Annotated in this window: 26 protein-coding genes; 11 read left to right on the top strand and 15 right to left on the bottom strand. The window is 65.4% G+C overall.

Annotated features, from left to right (window positions below):
- Positions 1 to 54: 54 nt before the first annotated feature.
- Complete coding sequence (locus ACFPWW_RS26520) at positions 55 to 270, bottom strand: hypothetical protein (protein ID WP_112571455.1); 216 nt, start codon at positions 268 to 270, stop codon at positions 55 to 57.
- Positions 271 to 395: 125 nt separating this feature from the next.
- Positions 396 to 977, bottom strand: a complete 582-nt coding sequence (locus tag ACFPWW_RS26515) for a TetR/AcrR family transcriptional regulator (RefSeq protein ID WP_377314028.1) — start codon at positions 975 to 977, stop codon at positions 396 to 398.
- Positions 978 to 1,110: 133 nt separating this feature from the next.
- Between ACFPWW_RS26515 and ACFPWW_RS26510 the strand changes: the two genes are divergently transcribed.
- Complete coding sequence (locus ACFPWW_RS26510; protein WP_377314026.1) at positions 1,111 to 2,106, top strand: aldo/keto reductase; 996 nt, start codon at positions 1,111 to 1,113, stop codon at positions 2,104 to 2,106.
- Positions 2,107 to 2,146: 40 nt separating this feature from the next.
- On the opposite strand, the gene ACFPWW_RS26505 is transcribed toward ACFPWW_RS26510, so the two are convergent.
- Positions 2,147 to 2,851, bottom strand: coding sequence for an SDR family oxidoreductase (locus ACFPWW_RS26505; RefSeq protein ID WP_112571449.1), 705 nt, complete (start codon positions 2,849 to 2,851; stop codon positions 2,147 to 2,149).
- A gap of 329 nt (positions 2,852 to 3,180) precedes the next feature.
- Here ACFPWW_RS26505 and ACFPWW_RS26500 point away from each other — a divergent pair, with 329 nt between their 5' ends.
- Positions 3,181 to 4,299, top strand: a complete 1,119-nt coding sequence (locus tag ACFPWW_RS26500) for a metallophosphoesterase (protein ID WP_377314024.1) — start codon at positions 3,181 to 3,183, stop codon at positions 4,297 to 4,299.
- A 7-nt stretch (positions 4,300 to 4,306) separates the two neighbouring features.
- Here the strand turns inward: ACFPWW_RS26500 and ACFPWW_RS26495 are convergent, their stop codons facing one another.
- Positions 4,307 to 5,146, bottom strand: coding sequence for a helix-turn-helix transcriptional regulator (locus tag ACFPWW_RS26495; RefSeq protein ID WP_112571445.1), 840 nt, complete (start codon positions 5,144 to 5,146; stop codon positions 4,307 to 4,309).
- 97 nt (positions 5,147 to 5,243) lie between these two features.
- Here ACFPWW_RS26495 and ACFPWW_RS26490 point away from each other — a divergent pair, with 97 nt between their 5' ends.
- Positions 5,244 to 6,143 (top strand): SDR family oxidoreductase, encoded by a 900-nt coding sequence (locus ACFPWW_RS26490; protein WP_377314022.1) that lies wholly within the window; start codon positions 5,244 to 5,246, stop codon positions 6,141 to 6,143.
- A gap of 43 nt (positions 6,144 to 6,186) precedes the next feature.
- Here the strand turns inward: ACFPWW_RS26490 and ACFPWW_RS26485 are convergent, their stop codons facing one another.
- Entirely contained in the window at positions 6,187 to 7,140 is a 954-nt protein-coding gene (locus ACFPWW_RS26485) for an aldo/keto reductase (RefSeq protein ID WP_377314020.1), read from the bottom strand.
- A 169-nt stretch (positions 7,141 to 7,309) separates the two neighbouring features.
- On the opposite strand from ACFPWW_RS26485, the gene ACFPWW_RS26480 reads away from it, so the two are divergent.
- The gene (locus ACFPWW_RS26480) at positions 7,310 to 8,206 is read left to right on the top strand and encodes an AraC family transcriptional regulator (protein ID WP_112571439.1); all 897 of its coding nucleotides are present in this window, start codon (positions 7,310 to 7,312) and stop codon (positions 8,204 to 8,206) included.
- A gap of 1 nt (position 8,207) precedes the next feature.
- Here ACFPWW_RS26480 and ACFPWW_RS26475 read toward each other — a convergent pair whose 3' ends face one another.
- On the bottom strand, positions 8,208 to 8,729 hold the full coding sequence (locus tag ACFPWW_RS26475) for a winged helix-turn-helix transcriptional regulator (protein WP_377314018.1): 522 nt from the start codon (positions 8,727 to 8,729) through the stop codon (positions 8,208 to 8,210).
- Between the two features lie 102 nt (positions 8,730 to 8,831).
- On the opposite strand from ACFPWW_RS26475, the gene ACFPWW_RS26470 reads away from it, so the two are divergent.
- Together ACFPWW_RS26470 and ACFPWW_RS26465 are read left to right on the top strand one after the other, a co-directional pair.
- Entirely contained in the window at positions 8,832 to 9,473 is a 642-nt protein-coding gene (locus ACFPWW_RS26470) for a dihydrofolate reductase family protein (RefSeq protein ID WP_377314016.1), read from the top strand.
- 9 nt (positions 9,474 to 9,482) lie between these two features.
- Complete coding sequence (locus ACFPWW_RS26465) at positions 9,483 to 10,139, top strand: glutathione S-transferase family protein (protein WP_377314014.1); 657 nt, start codon at positions 9,483 to 9,485, stop codon at positions 10,137 to 10,139.
- 41 nt (positions 10,140 to 10,180) lie between these two features.
- Here the strand turns inward: ACFPWW_RS26465 and ACFPWW_RS26460 are convergent, their stop codons facing one another.
- Entirely contained in the window at positions 10,181 to 11,998 is a 1,818-nt protein-coding gene (locus ACFPWW_RS26460) for an acetolactate synthase 3 large subunit (RefSeq protein WP_377314012.1), read from the bottom strand.
- 207 nt (positions 11,999 to 12,205) lie between these two features.
- A complete protein-coding gene (locus ACFPWW_RS26455) occupies positions 12,206 to 13,369 on the bottom strand; it encodes a mandelate racemase/muconate lactonizing enzyme family protein (RefSeq protein WP_112759512.1) in 1,164 nt (387 codons plus the stop codon).
- 196 nt (positions 13,370 to 13,565) lie between these two features.
- Between ACFPWW_RS26455 and ACFPWW_RS26450 the strand changes: the two genes are divergently transcribed.
- Together ACFPWW_RS26450 and ACFPWW_RS26445 are read left to right on the top strand one after the other, a co-directional pair.
- Positions 13,566 to 14,504 carry a LysR substrate-binding domain-containing protein gene (locus tag ACFPWW_RS26450; RefSeq protein ID WP_112759516.1) on the top strand — a complete coding sequence of 313 codons (939 nt, stop codon included), beginning with the start codon at positions 13,566 to 13,568 and terminating at the stop codon, positions 14,502 to 14,504.
- Positions 14,505 to 14,524: 20 nt separating this feature from the next.
- A complete protein-coding gene (locus ACFPWW_RS26445; RefSeq protein WP_112757869.1) occupies positions 14,525 to 15,313 on the top strand; it encodes a class I SAM-dependent methyltransferase in 789 nt (262 codons plus the stop codon).
- A gap of 511 nt (positions 15,314 to 15,824) precedes the next feature.
- Here the strand turns inward: ACFPWW_RS26445 and ACFPWW_RS26440 are convergent.
- From ACFPWW_RS26440 to ACFPWW_RS26430, 3 genes are all read right to left on the bottom strand, one after another.
- Positions 15,825 to 16,001, bottom strand: coding sequence for a hypothetical protein (locus ACFPWW_RS26440; protein WP_162703055.1), 177 nt, complete (start codon positions 15,999 to 16,001; stop codon positions 15,825 to 15,827).
- A gap of 85 nt (positions 16,002 to 16,086) precedes the next feature.
- Complete coding sequence (locus ACFPWW_RS26435) at positions 16,087 to 16,242, bottom strand: hypothetical protein (RefSeq protein ID WP_377314010.1); 156 nt, start codon at positions 16,240 to 16,242, stop codon at positions 16,087 to 16,089.
- A 253-nt stretch (positions 16,243 to 16,495) separates the two neighbouring features.
- Complete coding sequence (locus ACFPWW_RS26430; protein ID WP_112571427.1) at positions 16,496 to 16,897, bottom strand: GFA family protein; 402 nt, start codon at positions 16,895 to 16,897, stop codon at positions 16,496 to 16,498.
- Between the two features lie 226 nt (positions 16,898 to 17,123).
- Here ACFPWW_RS26430 and ACFPWW_RS26425 point away from each other — a divergent pair, with 226 nt between their 5' ends.
- Both ACFPWW_RS26425 and ACFPWW_RS26420 read left to right on the top strand, forming a co-directional pair.
- A complete protein-coding gene (locus ACFPWW_RS26425) occupies positions 17,124 to 17,363 on the top strand; it encodes a hypothetical protein (protein WP_112571557.1) in 240 nt (79 codons plus the stop codon).
- Complete coding sequence (locus tag ACFPWW_RS26420; protein WP_112571425.1) at positions 17,360 to 17,626, top strand: hypothetical protein; 267 nt, start codon at positions 17,360 to 17,362, stop codon at positions 17,624 to 17,626. The genes ACFPWW_RS26425 and ACFPWW_RS26420 overlap by 4 nt, the downstream gene beginning before the upstream one ends.
- Before the next feature lie 10 nt (positions 17,627 to 17,636).
- Here ACFPWW_RS26420 and ACFPWW_RS26415 read toward each other — a convergent pair whose 3' ends face one another.
- Positions 17,637 to 18,407: a sugar phosphate isomerase/epimerase family protein gene (locus ACFPWW_RS26415; protein ID WP_377314008.1), complete on the bottom strand. Its 771-nt coding sequence runs from the start codon at positions 18,405 to 18,407 to the stop codon at positions 17,637 to 17,639.
- 145 nt (positions 18,408 to 18,552) lie between these two features.
- Entirely contained in the window at positions 18,553 to 19,287 is a 735-nt protein-coding gene (locus tag ACFPWW_RS26410) for a glycosyltransferase family 25 protein (protein WP_377314006.1), read from the bottom strand.
- A 311-nt stretch (positions 19,288 to 19,598) separates the two neighbouring features.
- Here ACFPWW_RS26410 and ACFPWW_RS26405 point away from each other — a divergent pair, with 311 nt between their 5' ends.
- Entirely contained in the window at positions 19,599 to 20,360 is a 762-nt protein-coding gene (locus ACFPWW_RS26405) for a sulfite exporter TauE/SafE family protein (RefSeq protein WP_377314004.1), read from the top strand.
- Between the two features lie 13 nt (positions 20,361 to 20,373).
- Here ACFPWW_RS26405 and ACFPWW_RS26400 read toward each other — a convergent pair whose 3' ends face one another.
- Positions 20,374 to 21,183, bottom strand: coding sequence for a pirin family protein (locus tag ACFPWW_RS26400; RefSeq protein ID WP_377314002.1), 810 nt, complete (start codon positions 21,181 to 21,183; stop codon positions 20,374 to 20,376).
- Between the two features lie 90 nt (positions 21,184 to 21,273).
- A complete protein-coding gene (locus tag ACFPWW_RS26395) occupies positions 21,274 to 21,840 on the bottom strand; it encodes a winged helix-turn-helix transcriptional regulator (RefSeq protein WP_377314000.1) in 567 nt (188 codons plus the stop codon).
- Between the last annotated feature and the right edge of the window lie 36 nt (positions 21,841 to 21,876).

Genomic DNA, 21,876 nt, shown 5'->3' with positions numbered 1-21,876 from the left:
GCGCGCCGCAGTCCAACGCCGATCATCGCCGGATATCCGCCGCCGGCCCCGCGCCTACCAGTTCCCCGGATCGGCCGTGTGATCGACGGCGGCAAACTCGTCCGCCTTGTCCCGATCGAGCGTCACCGTCCGCGTCCGCTTCGTCTCGTCCGCCACCAGATAGCGAAGCGGCGCCGCCTCCCTGGCGAGTTCCTGATAGAGCAGAAGCGCGGCTTCCTCGGCCGTATCGGCCTCGATCTCCCGCGTGATGGTCACGGTGAACTTGCGCATGGCGTCTGGCCTTCCTGATCGTCGCGCGGGCATGGGAACGCACATTGCCAGACAATAGGCCGGGACCCGAAGAGTTCAAGCGGCCCCGCCGCAAAGGCCGAAGGCGGATGGCCCAGCCATGCGGCCTATCCCGGCCAGGCCTTCATCGCCCGCGCCACCGTCCGGTAAAGCTGCTCGCGGCTCGCCCCGCCCTGCGCGTCGAGCGCCATGCCCCAGCCGACGCTCATGACGAAGCCCGCAAGCTCGTCCACATCGGCATCATCAGGCAGATCCCCCTCGTTGCGCGCCGCCTGCAGCCGGTCGCGCAGCCTTGCCCGCCGGCCGCCGCGATATTTCATCATCTCCTCGCGCAGCGGCCCCGGATCGCTGCCGCCGGCAAGCGAACAATTGACCGCAAGGCAGCCCGGCGGATGGCCCTCGCCCGTATAGAGATCGGCCATGCGCGTCAGCATCAGCTCGGCCACGCCCCGCGCCGTCGGCTCCTTCAGCGCCTCCTCGACATGGCCCATGCGGGTTCGCAGATAGTTTTCGAAGACCTTCAGAAACAGCCCGTCCTTGCTGCCGAAGGCGAAGTAGAAGCTCGGCGGCGTGATGCCCATCGCCTGCGTGAGATCGGAGACGGAGGTGCGCTCGTAGCCGTTCTTCCAGAAGAAGTTCGTCGCCGTCTCCATCGCCCTGTCGATATCGAGAACCCGAGGTCGCGCCATGCCCTGCCCCATCGCACATTTTCTATAGCGACCGCTATATAACAGACTTGACAGGCTCCGCAAACCGTCAATTATAGCGATCGTTATATTTCAACGCCGCCGCCCTTGACGCGGTTTGCCCCCAGGAGTTCCCATGCAGTACAAGAAGTTCGGCCGCACCGGCCTGACGGTGTCCCGCCTCATCATCGGCACCGGCACGTTCGGCAAACAGACCGACGAGGCGGAATCCTTCCGCATGCTCGACCGGGTCGCGGATGCCGGCGTCAACATCATCGATACGGCCGATATCTATCCCGGCGGCGCCGATCTGACGGAGGTCGGCCGCGCGGAAGAATTCACCGGCCGCTGGCTGAAGGGCAAGCGCAGCAATTTCATCGTCGGCACCAAGGCCGGCTTCCCGATGGGGCCGCAGCAATGGGACCGCGGCACCTCCCGCAAGCACCTGATGGATGCGATCGACGCCTCGCTGAAGCGCCTCGATACCGATTATGTCGATCTCTACCAGGTCCACACGGACGATACCGAAACCCCGCTCGACGAGACCGCCGAGGCGCTGGATGCGATCGTTCGTTCCGGCAAGGCGCGCTACATCGGCGTGTCGAATTTCCTGGCTTACCGGCTCGCCCGCGCCATCGGCCGGCAGGAGACGCTGCGGCTTGCCCGCTATGTCTCGGCCCAGCCGCGCTACAACCTGCTCTTCCGCGAAATCGAGCGCGACCTGCTGCCGCTCGCGCAGGAGGAAAACCTGGCCGTCATCCCCTTCAATCCGCTGGCCGGCGGCCTGCTGACCGGCAAGTACCGCCAGTCGCAATCTCCCGACAAGGGCCGCTTCTCCGCCGAAGTCGGCTCCTTCGGCGCCATGTACAAGGCGCGCTACTGGCACGAGCGCGAATTCGACACGATCACCCGCCTCGGCGCCATCGCCGAAGAGATCGGCGAGCCCCTGCCCAAACTCGCAGTCGCCTGGATCCTCGCCAACCCCGCCGTCACCTCGGTCATCCTCGGCGCCAGCCGCACGGAACAGCTGGCCGACACGCTGGCGGCTGCCGATTACGGGCTCGATCCCGAGGTGAAGGCGAAGCTCGACGAGCTGACGATGGACTATCGCAGAGGTGACGCCGGGCGGTAAGAAACCCTTCCCCACAGGTGGGAGGGGTTTTCACCCCGCCTCAAACGGACCGCATCAGCCCGCCATCCACCTTCAGGCTCTGGCCGGTAATGTAGCCCGCCCCGTCCGACACCAGAAACGCGATCGTCGCGGCCACTTCCGCACTCGTGCCGTAGCGCTGCATCGGCACGCTGTCGCGCCGCTCCTCGGTTGCCGGCAGGCTGTCGATCCAGCCCGGCAGCACGTTGTTCATGCGGATATTCTCGGCCGCATAGGTGTCGGCAAAGAGCTTCGTATAGGCGGCGAGCCCGGCGCGGAAGACGGCCGAGGTCGGGAACATTGCCGATGGCTCGAACACCCAGGCCGTCGAGATATTGACGATCGCGCCCTTCTTCTGCGCCTGCATGATCGGCGTCACCAGCCGCACCGCGCGGATGACGTTCATCAGGTAGACGTCCATGCCCTTGTGCCATTGCTCGTCGGTAATCTCGTTGAGCGGCGCGCGCGGCCCGTGGCCGGCGCTGTTGACGAGAACGTCGATGCGCCCCCAGGCGCCCATCGCCGCATCGACCAGCCGCTTCAGGTCCTCGTTCGACTGGTTGGAGCCGGTCACGCCGACGCCGCCGAGTTCCCCGGCAAGCGCCTCGCCCTTGCCGGAGGAAGACAGGATCGCGACCTTGTAGCCATCGGCCGCAAGGCGTCTTGCGCTCTCGGCCCCCATGCCGCTGCCGCCCGCCGTAATCACAGCCACTTTTTCCACCGACATGCCGGTGCCCTCCTGTTTTCATGTTGTCGATCGACTCTGCGGCGAGACTAGAACAATTCCAGCAAAAGTGGGAACCGGTTTTGCGTCCGGAATTGCGGGGAAAACAATAAGCTGGAGCATTGAAGGCGACTCCGTTTTCGCCGGAAATGCTCTAGAGCCTTTCCCGGCCGGATTGAAGCGTCCCGACGAAGAAGGACAGGGCCATGCGGCGGCCGCGCCAAGTTTTGCCCGAAGCCGCCTTGCGCCGGCGGCGGGAAACACCACATTTCGAAAACCGGATTCGCTTTCTCCGCTCCCGCCCCTAACCGGCGATAATCACAGGCCTATTGATGTTTCATCTCATACTCGGGTTCCCCTGGCTGGTCGTGCTCGTCAGGTTCATCCTGCCCCTGCCCTGGATCTGGCCTGCCAAGGCGCTGCTTGCCGGCCTGCTTCTCCTCGCCTCCCAGCAGGTGCTGCTCAACCGCATCTCCTCGGGTTCCGTCTTCGCGCCCGAATATCCGCGCCCGCTCATCATCGTGCTGAATTTCCTCTTCGGCGCGACGCTGCTGCTCGCCGTCTTCCAGATCGCGCTCGATGCCGTCTTGGCTGTGCTGACCCTCGTGCAGGGGCAGTTTCTGGCCGTGCCGGCAGAGATCCGCTATGCCATCGGGCTTGCGGCCCTCGGCCTTGCCGCCTTCGGCGTCGCGGGCGCCATCCGCATCCCGCCCGTCAAGAATGTCGAGATCGCGATCCGCGACCTTCCCGAAGCCTTCGACGGCTACCGCCTGCTGCAATTGACCGACCTGCATCTGAGCCGGCTCTTCCCGGCCTCCTGGGCCGAAACCCTCGTGCAGAAGGCCAACGGCCTGAAAACCGACCTGATCGTCGTCACCGGCGATTTCATCGACGGCCGGCTCGACAGGCGCCGCGCCGATGTCGCCCCGCTGGCAAAGCTCCAGGCTCCCGACGGCGTCTTCGCCATCCCCGGCAATCACGAATATTATTTCGGCTACGACGACTGGATGCGGCACGACGCCAGTCTCGGCATCCGCATGCTGATGAACGCGCACGCCGTCATCGAGCGCGAGGCCGGCCGCATCGTCATTGCCGGCGTGACCGATCTTTCGGCCTTCGGCAGGCCGATGCCCGATCCCGATCTTGCCGCGGCCCTGAAGGACGCCCCCGCCAGAGCCCCGGTCATCCTTCTCGACCACCAGCCGCGCATGGCGGCCGAAACCGCCAAGGCGGGCGTCGCCCTGCAGCTCTCGGGCCACACCCACGGCGGCATGGTGCTCGGCCTCGATCGTCTGGTGGCCCGCGCCAACGGCGGCTTCGTCTCCGGCCATTACCAGGTCGGCGGCATGCAGCTCTATGTCAACAACGGCACCGCGCTCTGGCCGGGTTTTGCGCTGAGGCTCGGCAGGCCCTCGGAACTGACGGTGTTTACCCTGCGCAGGCCCTCCTGACGGCGCATCAGGCGGGTACGCTGCCGCTCCTCTGCGCCACCAGCCGGCGGATGCGCTCGGCCACGGCGGGATCGACGGGATTGTAGACGACCATGTTGAGGTCCGGCCTGCCGTCGATGGCAAAGCCGGAATATTCCAGCTCGATATCGCCGAGATCGGGATGCCTCAGCCGCTTGGTTCCCTCGCCATGGGCGATCACCTCGTTTTCCTCCCAGATGCGCTTGAACTCGGCGCTGGAGCGGCAAAGCTCGTCCACCAGTTCAGCCACTTCCGACGTGGCGCCGGCCCGCGCCGCATCCGCCCGGAAGGCGCCGACGACGAAACGCGCCATCGCCTCCCAGTCGTGCTGGATGTTGCGCACATCGGGATTGAAGAAGAGCAGCCGCAGGACGTTGCGGTCGTCAGGCGCGAGCTTGCCGTAATCGGTCATGACGACGGTCGCCGCCCGGTTCCAGGCCACGATGTCCCAGGCGGCCGTGCGCACCAGCGCCGGGCTTGCTTCCAGCGTGTCGAGAAGCCGCTGCAGGCGCGGGCTGATGCCCTCGACGGCGCGGTAGCGCACCTCCGGCGGCCGGCCGAGGCCGAGGATGAAGAGATGTTCGCGCTCCGGCTCGGTCAGCATCAGCCCGTTCGCGATCCGGTTCAGCACATCGGCCGAGGGCGCCCCGCCGCGCCCCTGCTCCAGCCAGGTGTACCAGGTCGGGCTGATATTGGCGCGCTGCGCCACCTCCTCCCGCCGCAGCCCCGGCGTGCGCCGCCGCCCGGAAAAGCCGAACACGGCCGGATCGAGGCGCGAGCGGCGGTCGCGAAGGAAGGTGCCAAGGGCGTTGCTGCTGTCGGTCGTCATGCCGTGCCTGTTAGCTATTATAATAGGATAACGTCACTACTTTAACAGCATAAAGCATAGCGCAATAACAGGGTCATCAGCAACAAGGAGAAACCCTATGCGCATATTCCTCACCGGCGCCACCGGCTTCATCGGCTCGGCCATCGTGCCGGAACTCCTGAAGGCCGGCCATCATGTCATCGGCATGACCCGCTCGGATGCCGGCGCCAGGGCGCTCGAAGCAGCCGGCGTCGAGGTTCACCGCGGCGTGCTGGAGGAGCCCGACAGCGTGCGGGCCGGCGTCGAAAAGGCCGATGCCGTCATCCACACCGCCTTCGACCATGATTTCTCCCGCTTCGCGGAAAATTGCCAGAAGGACAGCCGCGTCATCGCCGCCATGGGCGAGGCCCTGAAGGGCTCCAGCCGCCCGCTGCTCATCACTTCCGGCACCGGCATGGGCAATGCGCATTTCGGCGAACTGGCAAGCGAAGACGTCTTCAATCTCGAACATCCCAACCCGCGCATCGCCTCGGAACTCGCCGGCAACGCGCTGCTCGACGCCGGCATCAACGTCTCCGTCATGCGCCTGCCCCAGGTCCACGACACCTTCAAGCAGGGCCTCGTCTCGCCGCTGATCGAGATCGCAAGGGCAAAGGGCGTATCCGCCTATGTCGGCGAAGGCCGCAACCGCTTCCCCGCCGGCCACCTGCTCGATGTCGCCCTGCTCTACCGGCTTGCCATCGAGCGGGCCGAACCCGGCGCCCGCTACAATGCCGTCGCCGAAGAAGGCATTGCCACCCGCGAGATCGCCGAAGCCCTCGCCCGCGGCCTGAACCTGCCCGTCGTCTCGGTCGCGCCGGAAAAGGCCGCCGAACATTTCGGCTGGATGTCGATATTCGCCGGCCTCGACTTCCCCGCCTCCAGCCAAAAGACCCGCCGCATCCTCGGCTGGAACCCCGTCGGCCCCGGCCTGATCGCCGATCTCGACGCGATGGACTATAGCGCGCTTGCGGCCTGAGCCGCTGCCGGCCAAAGCTCCGGCAGCGTCGCCCTCTTCAGGCTTACATTTCCCGCTCCCACCAGCCACGGGTGTTCACGCCGGCAGCGTCAGCGAGGGCTTCCAGTTCCGCAATATCGCTGCCGGCAAGCGTCATGGTGCCGGCCCGGACCAGACCATCGATGTAGCCGGGCCTGGTGATGCCGATGATCGGCGTCGCGCCTTTGGCGACGGCCCAGGCCGTCGCGACATCGGGAGCTGCCGCACCGTGCTTGCTGCCGATCGAGGCGAGCCTGTCCGTCAGCGCCTTCAGCCGGGGCAGCATGCCATTGTAGGCCTCCGCCCGGTTGCTGCCTTCCGGCAGCGCATTCTCCGGATTGTATCTGCCGCTCAGGGCGCCCTGTTCGAGCACCATATAGGCGAAGAAGGGGATGCCCTGTTTGCGGCAATAGTCCAGGATGCCCGCATCCTCTGAGCCGCGATAGACGAGACTGTAGTGGTTCTGCACGGCCTCGACCCGGAATCCGGCTTCTCCGAGAATCCGGTCGGCCAGCTCGATTTCGCGCAGGTTGTGATTCGAGACGCCGACATGCAAGACCTTCCCGCTCTTGAGCAACGGGATCAGGCAAGGAGTCCACCGCGCCACATCTGCCGGATTGTGAATCCAGTAGAGGTCGATATAGTCGGTGCCGAGGCGTGCCAGGCTCTGCTCCAGCATGTCCGCCACCGGATCGTCGCCGGCTCCGGCAGCCTGCGGGGTGAACTTCGTCGAGAGCTGGTAGTCGCTGCGGGCGTAGCGCTTCAGCACCTCCCCGAGCACGGTTTCCGAGCGGCCCATGCCGTACACCATGGCGGTGTCCCACAGGGTGAAGCCGGCCGCATGCGCCTTGTCGGCAACCTCTTCCAGGTCGGCCCGTGTCATGGGACTGCCGAAATAGCCGTCGCCGGTCCTGCCGCTGTCGCCCCAGGCCCAGGTCCCCAGTGCGACCGGGGGGATCTTCAGACTATCCATTGTCATAATCGCTCCTTGCTTGTTCTGCCGCCGGGTGTGCTGTGACCCGGCGGTGCCGACATGATGATGCGCAGCCAGGCCGAGCCGTTAGCCTGATGCGCCGGAATTAATGCCCGATCCTCCAGATGCAGCCTTTCGCATTGCCGCCCGTCCACCCATATGCGATGGTCGCCGCATGGAGACACTGACCGAAATTGCTGCCGTGATTGCCCGGCACGTCTCGAAGGATGGCTTCCACGCCACCCCCATCGAGCGGGTGACGCTTGCTCGATCCTCCACGGTGACGATGCCGATGCCGAATGTTTACCGGCCGCAAATGTGCCTCGTCGCGCAGGGGCAGAAGGAGGTCACGCTGGGCGATCGCACGTTCAGATATGCACCGGGCCGCTACGGCATCGTGACCTACGACTTGCCGGCGACCGGCCAGGTTGTCGAGGCGACGCCTGACAAGCCCTATCTCTGCCTGTTCCTTGATTTCGATCCGCTCATGCTGGGGCAGCTGGCGTTGCGCGTGCCGCCGCCGGAAGCGCCCCGCCAGCCGCTCGGCAAGACGGTGTCCGACGCCGGTGCCCGTCTGCTCGACGCGGCGCTGCGCCTGCTGCGCCTGCTCGACGATCCGGCAGCGCTGCCGGTGCTCGGGCCGCTTGCCGAGCAGGAGATTCTTTATCACCTGCTTGCCGGCCCGGACGGCGCCAGGATGCGCCACATCACCTCCAGCCAAGGTCGCATGGCCCAGGTCGGCCGCGCCATCGCCTGGATCGGGCAGAATTTCCGGGAACGGTTCAGCATTGAGCAGCTTGCCGCGGAAGCAGGGATGAGCCCGTCGAGCCTGCACGAGCATTTTCGCGCCGTAACGGCGATGACGCCGCTGCAATTCCAGAAGCAGCTCCGTCTGCAGGATGCGCGCAGCCTGATGCTGGCCCAGGATATCGACACCGCGACTGCGGCCTTCCTTGTGGGTTACGAAAGCCCTTCGCAGTTCAGCCGCGAATATCGCCGCCACTTTGGAGAACCGCCGGCCCGCGACATAGCCCGCCTGCGCGCTTCACCGGGCTTGGCCGTGGTGGCCTGAATTAGCCTGCCGCCGCATCCATCCTCGCCCGCACCGCGAGATACGCCGCCGTCAGCCGCGCCAGAACCGGCGATTTGACAGTTCCGTTCGCCCCGCCGATCGGATCGTCGAGATGGATGCGCCGCAGGTCGGCCATGAACTCGTCCCACAGCGCCTGCCCGCCCTCTTCCAGGAGTTCCGCGCGGATGCTCAGATCCTCGCTCACAGGCAGATGCCGCCGCCCCCAGGCGCCGATCATCGCAAACATCGGCACGAGCTGGATGGAGGCTTCCGTCAGGCTGTAGATCGCCTTCTGGCTATGGGAGGGGTCGTCGAGCCTGGTGATGAGCCCGTAGCCCATCAGCCGTTTCAGCCGTGCGGCCAGAATATTGGAGGCGATCCCCTCCTCCGATTGCGTCAGAAGCTCGCGAAAGTGCCGGCGGTTGCCGAACATGATATCCCTGATGATGACGAGGCTCCACCGGTCGCCCAGCACCTCCATCGTCAGGTTGATCGGGCAGCCCGACCGTATTTCGATATCCATATCCGCCCCCGCAGGAAGAACCGCCAGAAAAACCAGTTGCATTATAGGATCAGTTGTGAGAGGCTTCAACCAATTTCAAAATGCAATCAGATGGAGGCTGACATGACCCGTGTACGCGTGGCTGCATTTTCCCTTTCCATTGATGGCTTCGGCGCCGGCCCCGACCAGAGCCTTGAAAATCCGCTCGGCAAGGGCGGCATGGCGGTGCATCAATGGTTCTTCCCCACCCGCACCTTCCGCGCCATGATCGGCAAGGACGACGGCACGACCGATACCGATGACAGATATGGGGCGGCCGGCATGGCGGGCTTCGGCGCCTTCATCCTCGGCCGCAACATGTTCGGCCCGATCCGGGGCGAATGGCCTGACGAGGAATGGAAGGGCTGGTGGGGGCCGAACCCGCCCTATCATGCGCCGACTTTCATCCTCACCCATTACGCCCGCGCGCCCATCGTCATGGAAGGCGGCACGACCTTCCATTTCGTCACCGGCGGCATCGAGGAAGCGCTGGAAAAGGCCAAGCGTGCCGCCGGCGACAAGGATGTGAAGATCGGCGGCGGCGTCAGCACCGTGCGCCAATATCTCAAGGCCGGCCTGATCGACGAGATGCATTTCGCCATCTCCCCGGTTGTCCTCGGCCGGGGCGAAGCCATGTTCGAAGGCATAGATCTGCCGGCGCTCGGTTTTTCCGTCAAATCCCACGAAACGACGCAGCAGGCCATGCATGTCGTGCTCGCCAGATGAGGATCAGGAATGCCCTTCGTCCTTTACCTGCACCCGCTCTCCTCCTATTGCCAGAAGGCGAAGACCGCCTTTTACGAGAAGAACCTGCCCTTCGAGGTAAAGCTTCTTGACGGCAGCGAGCCGGTCGCCTCGGAATTTGCGGCAAAATGGCCGATCCGGCGGTTCCCGGTCCTCGAACATGGCGGCGACTTCATCTTCGAAGCCACCAGCATCATCGAATATATCGATATGCTGCATCCCGGCGAGCAGCCGCTCATCCCGCGCGATGGGCCAACCGCCATCAGGGTGCGCATGTGGGACCGGTTCTTCGACAACTATACCCAATATCCGCAGCAGCGCATGGTCAACGCCGCGCTCGGCCGGGAAATGGAGCCGGATGACGGTTATGTCCGCTGGCGCCAGGCGCTGGAAACCGCCTATGCCATTCTCGACAGGCATATGAAGGGCCGCCGCTGGGCGGCGGGCGAGAGCTTCAGCCTTGCCGACTGCTCGGCAGCCCCCGCCCTGCTCTATGCCGACTGGGCGCATCCGATGGCGCAACATTTCGAACATGCCCGCGCCTATCGCGCCCGTCTGCTGCAGCGCCCGAGTTATGCCCGCGCCCTCGACGAGGCCCGCCCCTACCGCCATCTCTACCCGCTCGGCGCCCCCATCGGCCGGGATTGACCGGCCGGCGCCTGAAGGCACCGGCCGATCCGCCGATGCGATCAGACCAGCCCCTGGCCGAAGCCGAATTCGCCTTCCGCTTCCGCCGCGCGCACATCCTCGCCAAACAGCATGTCATTATGCGGCCGGCCGCTGCGCACCATCGGATAGACGTTTTCGAGCGCCGCCACCCGGCAGTCGAAGAGGACGGGCCGGTCGATGGCGATCATCTCCCGGATCTTGTCATCCAGCTCGTCCGGCCGCTCGCAGCGCAGGCCGACCGCGCCATAGGCTTCCGCCAGCTTGACGAAGTCAGGCAGCGAGGCGCTATAGGACCGGTCCCGCCGGTTGCCGTGCAGGATCTGCTGCCATTGCCGGATCATGCCGAGCTGGGCATTGTTGAGAATGAAGATCTTCACCGGCGCCTGATGCTGCATCGCCGCCGAAAGCTCCTTCAGCGTCATCTGCACCGAGCCGTCGCCGACAATGCCGAGGACGAGCCGCCCCGGATGGGCGATCTGCGCCCCGATCGCCGCCGGCAGCCCGTATCCCATCGTGCCGAGCCCGCCCGAGGTCAGCCACCGGTTCGGCCCCTCGATGCCGAAGAGCTGTGCCGCCCACATCTGGTGCTGGCCGACATCGGTCGTGACGACAGGGTCATGGCCCGTCGTCAGCGCATGCAGCCGCTCCAGCGCATATTGCGGCATGATCTCGTCACGGCGCATCTCGTAGGCAAAGGATTGTCGCGCCCGCCAGCCCTCGATCTGCGCCCACCACGCCTCCAGCCGCTCCCGCCGCGGCGGCTCTGCAAGCGCCCGCCAGGCCTCGATCATCCCGGCAAGCACGTCGGCCGCGTCGCCCGCAATCCCGATATCGGCCGGCACGTTCTTGTTGATCGAGGACGGATCGATATCGACATGGATCTTGCGCGACCCCGGCGAGAACCTGTCGGTGCGCGAGGTCACGCGGTCGTCGAACCGCGCCCCGATCGCCACCATCACGTCGCAATCGTGCATCGCCATATTGGCCTCGCAGGAGCCGTGCATGCCCGGCATCTTCAGCCAGTTCGGCCCGGATGCCGGATAGGCGCCGAGCCCCATCAGCGTCGAGGTGACGGGAAAGCCCGTCAGCTCCGCCAGTTCCCGCAGCAGGCGCGAGGCCTCCGGCCCGGAATTGATGATGCCGCCGCCGGTATAGAGGAGCGGCCGCCTGGCCTGCGCCATCAGCGCAACCGCGGCCGCGATCGCCTCGCGGTTGCGCTCCGCCCCCGCCCGATAGCGCGCCGGCAGGCAAACCGTCTCAGGCCCGACATAGAGCCCGCTCGCAAACAGCACGTCCTTCGGCATATCGACCAGAACCGGCCCCGGCCGGCCGGACGTCGCGATCCTGAAGGCGAGATGGATCGTCCTCGCCAGATCGTCGATATGGCTGACGAGGAAATTATGCTTGGTGCAGGCCCGCGTGATGCCGACCGTATCGCATTCCTGAAACGCATCCGTGCCGATCAGCGTGGTCGGCACCTGCCCCGTCAGGCAGACGAGCGGAATGGAATCCATCAGCGCATCCTGCAGCGCCGTCACCGCGTTGGTGACGCCCGGCCCGGAGGTAACCAGCATGACGCCGACCTTGCCGGTCGAGCGCGCATAACCTTCGGCGGCATGTCCCGCCCCCTGCTCGTGGCGCACCAGCAGATGCTTGATCTGATCCTGCTGGAAGATCTCGTCATAGATCGGCAGCACGGCGGCGCCGGGATAGCCGAAAATGTGCTCGACGCCATTGTCGCGGAGCGACCGCAGAACGATCTCGCCGCCGCTCATCAAAGCGGTGGAAGAAGAAGGATTGGAGGAATTTCGGGTATAGTTGGCCTTATCGCCGGTCATGGCAATTGTTCCGTCGTTGATGGGGTGATCGGGTTGCGACGGGGCACAAAAAAAGGCCCCGTCAGGGACCTTGTGTTCGGCGCATGGGTGGCTGATGCCGGACGGTTACACCGTCCTGCCCATGCGCGATATCACCACGACGAGAACCATTGCGATTTTCATGGGGCAAGAGCTAACCGCAATTTTGCGCCCCGTCAATCGCCTCCGTTACTCCGCCAGTTCTCGCATCACCTTGATGAGGTCGGACTTGCCCTCGAAGCCGATGCCCGGCAGTTCCGGCATGGTGATGTGCCCGTCGATGACCGCGACGCCGTCGGGAAAGCCGCCATAGGGCTGGAAGAGATCCGGATAGCTTTCGTTGCCGCCGAGGCCGAGGCCGGCGGCGATGTTGAGCGACATCTGGTGGCCGCCATGCGGAATGCAGCGGGCGGGCGACCAGCCGAACTGGCGCAGCACATCGAGCGTGCGCAGATATTCGACAAGCCCGTAGGAGAGCGCGCAGTCGAATTGCAGGTAGTCGCGGTCGGCGTGCATGCCGCCATAGCGCAACAGGTTGCGCGCATCCTGATGCGAGAACAGGTTCTCGCCGGTTGCCATCGGCGCGTCGTAGAATTCCGAGATCGCCGCCTGCAGCGCGTAATCCAGCGGATCGCCGATTTCCTCGTACCAGAAGAGCGGGTAGTCGCGCAGCATCTTGGCATAGGCAATGCCCGTCTCCAGATCGAAGCGGCCGTTCGCATCGACGGCAAGCTGCGCCGCCGAGCCGATCTCCGCCAGCACGGATTCGATGCGGCCGCGATCCTCCTCGATCGAGGCCCCGCCGATCTTCATCTTGACGACCGTATAACCGCGGTCGAGATAGCTGCGCATCTCCTTGCGCAGCGCGCTATTGTCCTTGCCGGGATAGTAGTAGCCGCCGGCCGCATAGACAAAGACCTTCGGGTTCGCCTCCCTGCCCTTCATCTCGGCCAGCAGCCGGAAGAGCGGCTTGCCCTCGATCTTGGCAACCGCATCCCACACCGCCATGTCGATCGTGCCGACGGCGACCGAGCGTTCGCCGTGCCCGCCGGGCTTTTCGTTTTTCATCATCGCCGCCCAGATCCTGTGCGGGTCGAGATTGGTGCCGGCATCGTTGACAAGGCTTTCCGGCGCCGCTTCCAGAATGCGGTCCCTGAACCGCTCGCGGATGAGCCCGCCCTGCCCGTAACGGCCGTTGGAATTGAAACCGTAGCCGACCACGCGCCGCCCGTCCCTGACGACATCGGTGACGACGGCCACCAGGCTCGCCGTCATCTTGCTGAAGTCGATATAGGCGTTGCGGATCGGCGAAGCGATCGGCTTCGTCACTTCGCGGATATCGATGATGCGCATTGCTGTCTCCCGCTGCATTCACATGGCAGGATTCTAGGCGAATCCCGCCCTTGCCGTCCAATGCCGATCCGGGTTCCTTCAGTGCCGGATCGGCACAGCCGATTTCCGGCTCATGGCCGCCAACAGCCTTGAAATCCGGGCCACAATGCCGTTCAATCAATGCTCTTCAAGCATGACGGAAACGGAACAGACCATCGTGGATACCGCCTGGCTCGCCGATATCAAGGCTCTCGCCGAAACGCTGAATTTTTCCAGGGCCGCGCAAAAGCGCCACATCACCCAGCCGGCCTTCGGGCGCCGCATCAAATCGCTGGAAGACTGGTGCGGCCTGGAACTCGTCGACCGCTCGACGCACAGGCTGAAGCTGACGCCGGCGGGCGAGGCCATGCTGGAGGCGGCCAACGATATCACCGCGCGGCTGGAGCGCGTCGGCCGCGATCTCGCGCAGATGCGAACGGCAGGCTCGACCGTCACCTTCGCCGCCACCCACGCGCTCTCCTTCATCTTCTTCCCCGGCTGGATTCAGGCGCTCGGCCATGAGGCGTCGACGATGCCGATCCGCCTGCTCTCGGACAATATGAACGAGTGCGAGCGCATCATGACGGAAGGCCGCGCCCAGTTCCTGCTCTGCCACGACCACCGCGACAGCAGCATCCGTCTCGACAGGAACGGATTCGAGCAGGTGGCGCTTGCGAGCGACCGCCTGATCCCCGTCAGCGGCAGGGACAGGCAGGGCCAGCCCCTCCACACGCTCTCGCAGGCCGCCGGCCGCCCCGTCCCGCATCTCGCCTTCGAGGAAACGTCCGGAATGGGCCGCATCCTGTCGTCGGCCCTCTCCGCCCGCAGGGGCGAACTGCACCTTGCGACCGCCTTCACCTCGCATCTGGCAATGGCGCTGAAAGCGCTCGCCGTGGAGGGAAAGGGCATCGCCTGGATACCGGAAAGCCTGGCGGCCGACGAGATGGGGCCGGCCGGAAGGCTGGCCGCGGCGGGATCGGCCGATTGGGCCGTCGAGGTCGCGATCGTGCTCGTCCGCCCGCGGGCGCGCATGAGCGCCATTGCCGAAAGCTTCTGGAGCCTGGTTCGAACCCGCCATTGCGCCGGCGGCAAAGCGCCCTATCCTCCCGCTGCGTGAATCGGAGCGGAGGAATAAGGATGACCGACGAAATGTTGCAGGACGTGGCGGCGCGATGGAACGGCAATGCCGACCAGTGGACGCATGACGTGCGGCAGGGCTACGACACCTATCGCGAGATCTTCACCTTTCCCGCTTTCGTCGATTTCCTGCCCCCGCTTGCCGGGCTCGACGTAATCGATTTCGGCTGCGGCGAAGGAACCAATACCCGCCGTTTCGCGCAGATGGGCGCGCGCATGACCGGCATCGACCTTTCCGAGCGCATGATCGGCCATGCGCGGGCCGCCGAAGAAGCCCATCCTCTCGGCATAGCCTACAAGGTCGCCTCCTACAGCACCGATACCGGCTTTCCCGACGCGTCTTTCGATGCCGTCGTCTCCACCATGGCGCTGATGGACGGCCCGGATTTCGGCGCCGCCATGCGGGAAGCCTATCGCCTCGTGCGTCCCGGCGGTTTCCTCGCTTTCAGCGTGCTGCACCCCTGCTTCATCACGCCGGGCCTCGCCTGGCAGAAGAACGAGGCCGGCCTTGCGACCGCCCTTTGCGTCTCGCGCTATTTCGACCGCACGAGCTTCACCGAAGAATGGCGTTTCGGCAGCCGGCCGGCCGACGAAGAGATCAGGCCCTTCGCCGTCCCCCGTTTTCCGCGCACCTTGAGCGATTACCTGAACGCCATAATCGCCGCCGGATTCCGCATCAGCCGGATCGGCGAACCGCAGCCGGACGCCGAAGCCGGCAAGACCCCTCGTTTCGCCCGCTGGCGCGACCTTGCCGCATTCCTCCTGCTCGTCATGGCCGAGCGTCCGTAACGCATGTCGCGCAAAAGTGTGAAACGGTTTTGCGACAACGACATGCGCGAACAAAAGCATGTCGCGCAAAAGTGTGCAGCGGTTTTGCGACAACGACATGCGCGAACAAAAGCATGTCGCGCAAAAGTGTGCAGCGGTTTTGCGACAACGACATGCGTCAGACAAAAGCATGTCGCGCAAAAGTGTGAAACGGTTTTGCGACAACGACATGCGTCAGACAAAAGCATGTCGCGCAAAAGTGTGCAGCGGTTTTGCGGCAACGACATGCGCCAGACAAAACCCTCTCGCGCAAAACTGCGCAACGGCTCGCTCACGCGATAGCAGCACCGGCCCGGTTCAGCTTCCGCTAGAAAATATTGCCGGCTTGTGACCGCGGTCACTATCGAAAACAGCTACTGCTTGTATTTTGCCCTCGCTGGATGCTGCACCTACCAGCAGGAGAAGGGTCGCCGGGCCCCACTTGGTGGCCCTTCTCAATTTTGCCGCCGGCAAGCGCGGCAAGACATCCCGATCACCGGAACATTTCGCTGTGGCCGCCGAGCCTGCCGCCCTTTCGCACGCCGCTCGTCAAATCCGCGCCCGGATCGGCCGGCCCGTGGCTGAACCACGAGACGAAGACGAGCAGCATCGCGGCCGTAAACAGCGGCGGACCAAGATAGACGAGCAGGAGGGAATTCAGCGATCTCACAGTGGCGGTGTTTTCGGATTTTGACGATGGTGGAGCGGTTTCGGTCCAGGTCGCCGCACCTGAACCGGCTTGTTGCGGTCGGGCGTCATTGCGGGTCGCTGCGAACCTCCTGCGGAATCGAGGAAATGTCGAACGGCCGGGAGGCATGCAGGCTCTGATAGATTTCCCGGGCGCTGATATAGGCGCCGCCCCACATCAGCAGGCTGAGCTGAAACGCGATGAACAGGGAATAAATCCTCATGGTTTCCCTTCGGCTTTGATACGCAAGGAACTCGAAAGTAACCTTTCACATACATCCTGAATTCAATTTCAGGATTCCACCTTTATCGCAAACATGTCGGGTTTACTATTACAGCCGTCACAGCATAAAAGATGATATAATAGCCCGAACGGGTGAAATTTCGGGCTATAAAAGGAATTATACTTGAGGCCCGCCCCGCGAAAGGCGCCGCCTTTCCGCTGCCGCGCAGGCGCCCGCCTTGCGGGTTTTCCGGTCAGAACCAGAGGTCGCGCACGCACCGCCCCCTGGAGGGCAGGTCGTCGAACGTCTCCAGCCCGTCGAAATGGTCGATCGGCAGGTCGCAGACCTCGTCCGGCGGCGCCAGCCGCACATTGACCGCCATGCGCCGGCGCCCGTTCCTGTCGAGCCTCAGCCCCCGCCAGCTCACGACGCAGGCGCAGGTCGGGCAGAACAGGATTTCCAGCGACGAGGTCTCCCGGCCGCTGCGCGTATAGGAAGCGGTCTCCCCGCGCATGGAGATGCGCTCGCCCTCGTAATCATAGGCCCAGAGCGTCCCGTAGCGCCGGCAGAGCGTGCAGTTGCACGCGGTGATCGAGCCCGGATCGCCCTCCAGCGTCCAGCCCGCCCTGCCGCAATGACATGTGCCGATCAGCATCCGCGCACCGCCTCTCCCCGTCTTTCGCCGCAACCCATCCTGCCCCTTTCGCCCGCCGCCTGCAAACCACGACCGGCAAATCCCCTCCCGTTCCGCCCTTGCCGCGGCAAGCCGGACGAGCGCCCTTGACTCCCGTCAAAATGAGAACATAATAGGAACATTCGTGGCGCTGCGGCCGCCATCCCGACAATCTGGAACTGAAATGCTCTGCAAGGAGAATGAGAACATGCGTCCGCAATTGGCCCCCAGGACCGAGACCGACCTGACTGCAAACGAAGACCTGAGCTGGGAGGTCGAGGCAGTACTTTCCTGGCACGACGAGGATGCCAGGGCCGCCATCGCCACGCTGCTGCAGGACTGCCGGCACCTGCGCTGCCAGCTTGCGCTGGCCGAGGGCGCGATCAGCCGGGGCATGGTGCGCGGCTGGCGGCCGTCCTTCGACCGTCCCGCCCCTGACCGCCGATGAAACACCGCCGCAGCATCGATCTCGTCGACGGCTGCGATGCCGTCGAGATCGACAGGGAAACGCTCACCACCCTGCCGCAATGGTATGTCATCCACGCCCGCTGTCCGGCCTGCCAGCGCCAGACGCCGATCGACCGGCATACGCTCGCCTACCGCTTCGGCAGGCACCTGTCGCTGGCGCGCATCGGCTCGCGCCTGAAATGCAGCGGCTGCGGCAACCGCAACGGAAACCAGCTTCTGCTCGGCAGGCTGCCGCGCGATTGACGGCAGCGCCCTACGTCAGGAACCGGCTGAGATAGGCATAGCTGCGCGCCGCGAATTCGAAGGGCAGCCGCGGATTGTCGTGCTCGACGACGAAGAGCCGCGCCCCGCTTGCCACCGCCGCCCGCCAGAGCGACGGCCAGAGCAGCACGCCGGAGCCGACATTGGCCCAGCCGTCCTCGTCCGGGTCCCTGTCCCTGTCGTCGGGCGCCTGGTCCTTCACATGTACCGAGGTCAGCACGCCGGCATAACGCCTGATCCATTCGGCCGCATCGGGCTGGGCGCGCGCCAGCCAGGCAATATCGGCCTGCCAGGCAAGCGGGCTGCCCCTGGCCGCCTCGAACATCAGCTCGAAGCCGTAACGCCCGCCGATCGTGCGCTCGAAGCCCGCCGTCTTGTTGTGATAGCCGAGCGCGATGCCCTCGCCCTGCATCTCCTGCGCCAGCGCGCCGAGCTCATGGCCGAGCCTCTGCCAGGCGCCCTTCGTTTCCTTCGCCACCAGCGGCGCCGGATGCGGAACGAAGAGCTGGCCGATGCCGCATTGCCGGCAGGCCTCGACGAAACGTTTCCGCTCGCTGCGCAGCGCCTGCAGCCCGACATGGGCCGATGGCGCCGAAAGCCCGTTGCGGGCAAGCCCGGCCTGCAGGCTGTCGGCATCGCGCAACTGCCCTTCGAGCGGCTCGACCGCGCCAAAACCGGCGCAGGCCGCCTTTTCGAGCTGCGTGGCAAGATCGCCAAGCCCGCGCATCGAAAACAGCTGCAGCGAAAGCACCGGCTTCGTCATCGCCCGTCCCCAGACCATTGTCGCCCTCGCCGGCAAGGCATCCCGACTGTTCCCTCGCATCGAATCCACACGGGCAGTTTCGCCCGTGCCGGCGCAGATTGCGAGGGCAAAACGCCCGCTATCGGCCGATATCGACAAGGCTGCCTTATTTTTTCAACGCGTAGTTGATCCTTCGCATCGTTTCGGCGATGCGGATCGCATAGGTCGGCAATCGCTTCCACCAGACGAATTTGCTCGCCTTGTAGACGGATCGCGTGCCGATATTCGAGCCGCCCTCCCTGACCGCGGTCACGTTGGCGCGCGTCGTATAGATGCGCGCCCCGGATGCCCAGCCGCGCTCGAGTTCGATATCCCAGGGAAAGCGCATGACCACGATCATCTTCAGAAGCCGCTGGGCGCCCGCCCGCGTCACCGCGTAGCAGGCGGCCGAGCCTTGCGGGCCATGCGTCGCCCGGCCGATCTCGTCGCCGAGCGCCGAGACGGCGACGGGCCGGAAGCCGACGGTGCGGTGATTGAAGAGCTTGATCACGTCGGCCTCGGGCACCGCCGCCAGCGCCGCCTCGGCGCGCGAAACGAGATCGGCCGACAGGATGATATCGTCCTCGACGACGATACAGGCCGCCTCGCCCGTTTCCAGAAAGGTCGAAAGCACTTTCAGGTGGCTGCGGTAGCAGCCATATTCGCCCGGCAGCACGAAGCGGCCGTTATTGCGCTCGAAGGCGCGCTCGTCGCAGCCCACGCGCTGGTCGGCGGCAATCTCCCGCCCGTCGATGCCGGCAATGCGAACGAGGTCGAACCGCAGGGCGCGGGCCTGGCCGGAGAGCGCGTTCCACCGGTCCGTCGACCGGTCGAGATTGATTACGAAGATACGGGTCGTCATCGCCCGACCGTGCTTCTGCCGCTCAAAGCCGCCATGCTGCCCTCCCCCGAAGCCGAAACGCCCGCCTAGCATTTCCCCCGCCGGCTTTGCAACCTGCCGTTTGCGATAACATCGGCTTCCTTCCGCTTTCCGACAGGTCGCAAGGAGCCGCCGGACGGCGGGCGGATCGAGCGCCAGCGTCCACCCGAACATCGCCGGCGCCCCGCCCCCGAAATATTTCGCCGCCCGAACGCCTTCCGGCCATCGGCGGCTTGTGCCTGCAAGGCCCGCCGGCGCATCGATGGACGATCGGGGAGATGGAGGGCTGGCCGATGACGCCGGGGATCGTTCTGCTGCTGTTTGTATCGGGCATGGCCGGCGGCGTGATCAATGCGCTCGCCGGCGGCGCGACGCTGCTCACCTTCCCCGCCATGCTTGCCGCCGGCCTGCCGCCCGTCACCGCCAATGCCTCGAACGCGGTGGCGATCGTGCCCGGCCACCTGCTCGCCGTGCTTGCCGACCGCGGCAAGCTGCTGCCGCTCGATGCGAAGCTCTGGCTCTCCATCCTCGTCTGTCTCGCAGGCGGCGCCGTCGGCGCGCTGCTGCTGCTCGCCCTGCCCGAGCGGCTCTTCGTGCTGCCGGTTCCGGCCCTGATCGGCATTGCCACCCTGCTCTTCCTCTTCTCGCCGCGCATTGCCGCCTGGGCGGAAGCAAGGCGCGGCGGTGCCGAACCCTCGCGCGGCCTCGGCCTCTCCATTCTCGGCCTCTCCTCGATCTATGGCGGCTTCTTCGGCGCCGGCCTCGGCGTCATCCTGACGGCGGTGCTTTCGATTGCCGATCCCGACGATATCAGGCGCGTCAAGGCGCTGAAAAACCTGCTCGCCACCGCCGTCAGCATGGCCGCCATCCTCATCTTCATCGCCGAAGGCGCGGTGCGCTGGCCGGAAACGCTGCTCATGCTCGCAGGCGCACTCGCCGGCGGCTATCTCGGCGGCTACCTCGTGCGCGTCCTGCCGGCCGTGATCGTGCGCTGGTTCGTCATCCTCACCGGCGCGCTCATGACGGTCGTCTATGCCGTCAAATACTGGGGCTGAGCCCGCCCGTCCCTCACCGGGGCCGCCACAGCCGCTTCAACCTCTGCCATCGTTTGAGGAGGCGGATCACGACCGGCGGCGGGATTTTCCTGTGGTCGCCCACCGTCCCCTGCCGCATCACCGTCGCTGCGCGATCGATCAGGAAGGCGACCACAACGCTGGCGCCCGTCGCCTGCGCCATCAGCGCCTCGTCCGACAGGAGCAGTCCCTGCTCGCCCTCGCCGAACGCCTGCCCGCCGGCAAGGATCGCGCCGCTGAACATATAGAAATAGAGGTCGCAGCCCTGCCTGCGCGGAAAGTCCGCCCGTGCGCCGGCCTGCAGCCTGATGTCGAACAGATCGATACGGTTGCGCACGAAAAACGGCGCATCGCCCCCTTGCCGCCCGACAAGATGCCGCCAGCGATTGGGCGCGAAGTCAGGCACCGGCCCATGCTGGATGCCGGGTTCGAGATCCACCGCCTCCGGCCGCACCAGGATCTGCAGCATGCGCAGCGGCGGGTCGGAAGCCAGCGTCTCCTCGGAATGCCAGAAGCTGCGCCCGGCATTCATCACCATCAGGTGCCCGCTGTCGCAGGTAAGCCGCCCGCGCGCCCTGTCCTCGTGGCGCATCACCCCGTCGGGCACCCAGGAGATGATCTCGTCGTTGCGGTGTTCGTGCATGGCGACCAGCCGGCCCGGATGCAGGATGGTTTCGGCCACCATCGCCAGCGGCCCGTGGCCGTGATCCGCAGGCTTCGGCTTCACCCATCCCGGCATGTTCACATGCACGATGAAGCCGCCCATGTCGCGCACCACGAAGGTCCGTTCGCCTTTCAGCAGCATGGCGTCCTCCCTGCCCGCAAGCCGTGACGATGCTGCCCCATTAGCGCCCGCAAGCGGCTCAAGGTCAATGACCCCGGCGCCCGCGCGCGCTCACGTGCCCGGTTTTGCCGCCTGCCCGGCCGGCGCATTGCCCGCGCGGCCAAGGATTTCCTCCAGCGCCTGACGACGGTTTGCCTCGTGCGAGAGCCGCCAGCGCACATGCTCGTCGGCGCCTTCCCCCGGCCGGATCTCGAGATCGACGGGGCTCACCTGCTCGCCCGTCGTCCGGTCGAAGAAACCCCAGCCGATCTCGCCGCCCGTCCTGCGGTTGACGAAGGCCATCGGCGGCCCCGAAGCACCCGACAGGCCCAGGCGATCGCCGATCTCGGCCAGCACCGGCATGAGCGGCGCGATCTGCCAGCCCTTGCGCGTCAGAAGATATTCGAACCGCTCCGGGTTCACCTGGTAGCGCCGCCGCTCGATAATGCCGTTGGCTTCCAGATGTTTGAGCCTGTCGCTCAGCGTTGCGTTGGTGACACCCGAAGACTGGCGGAAATCCTCGTAGCGGCGGATGCCGCACACGAGATCGCGCAGGATGAGCATGCCCCACCGGTCGCCGATCGCCGCCGTCACGCCGGCAATCGAGCAGACCATTCCATCAAAACCTTTCGAGCGCATCGAACCCTTCCCGGCGGCCGGACATTTCGGCCGCCT

This window comes from Rhizobium sp. GCM10022189 (assembly GCF_042656325.1).
Classification (GTDB): domain Bacteria; phylum Pseudomonadota; class Alphaproteobacteria; order Rhizobiales; family Rhizobiaceae; genus Rhizobium.
Note: the sequence above shows the minus strand (reverse complement) of the source record. Positions and strands in the feature narration are given on the sequence as shown.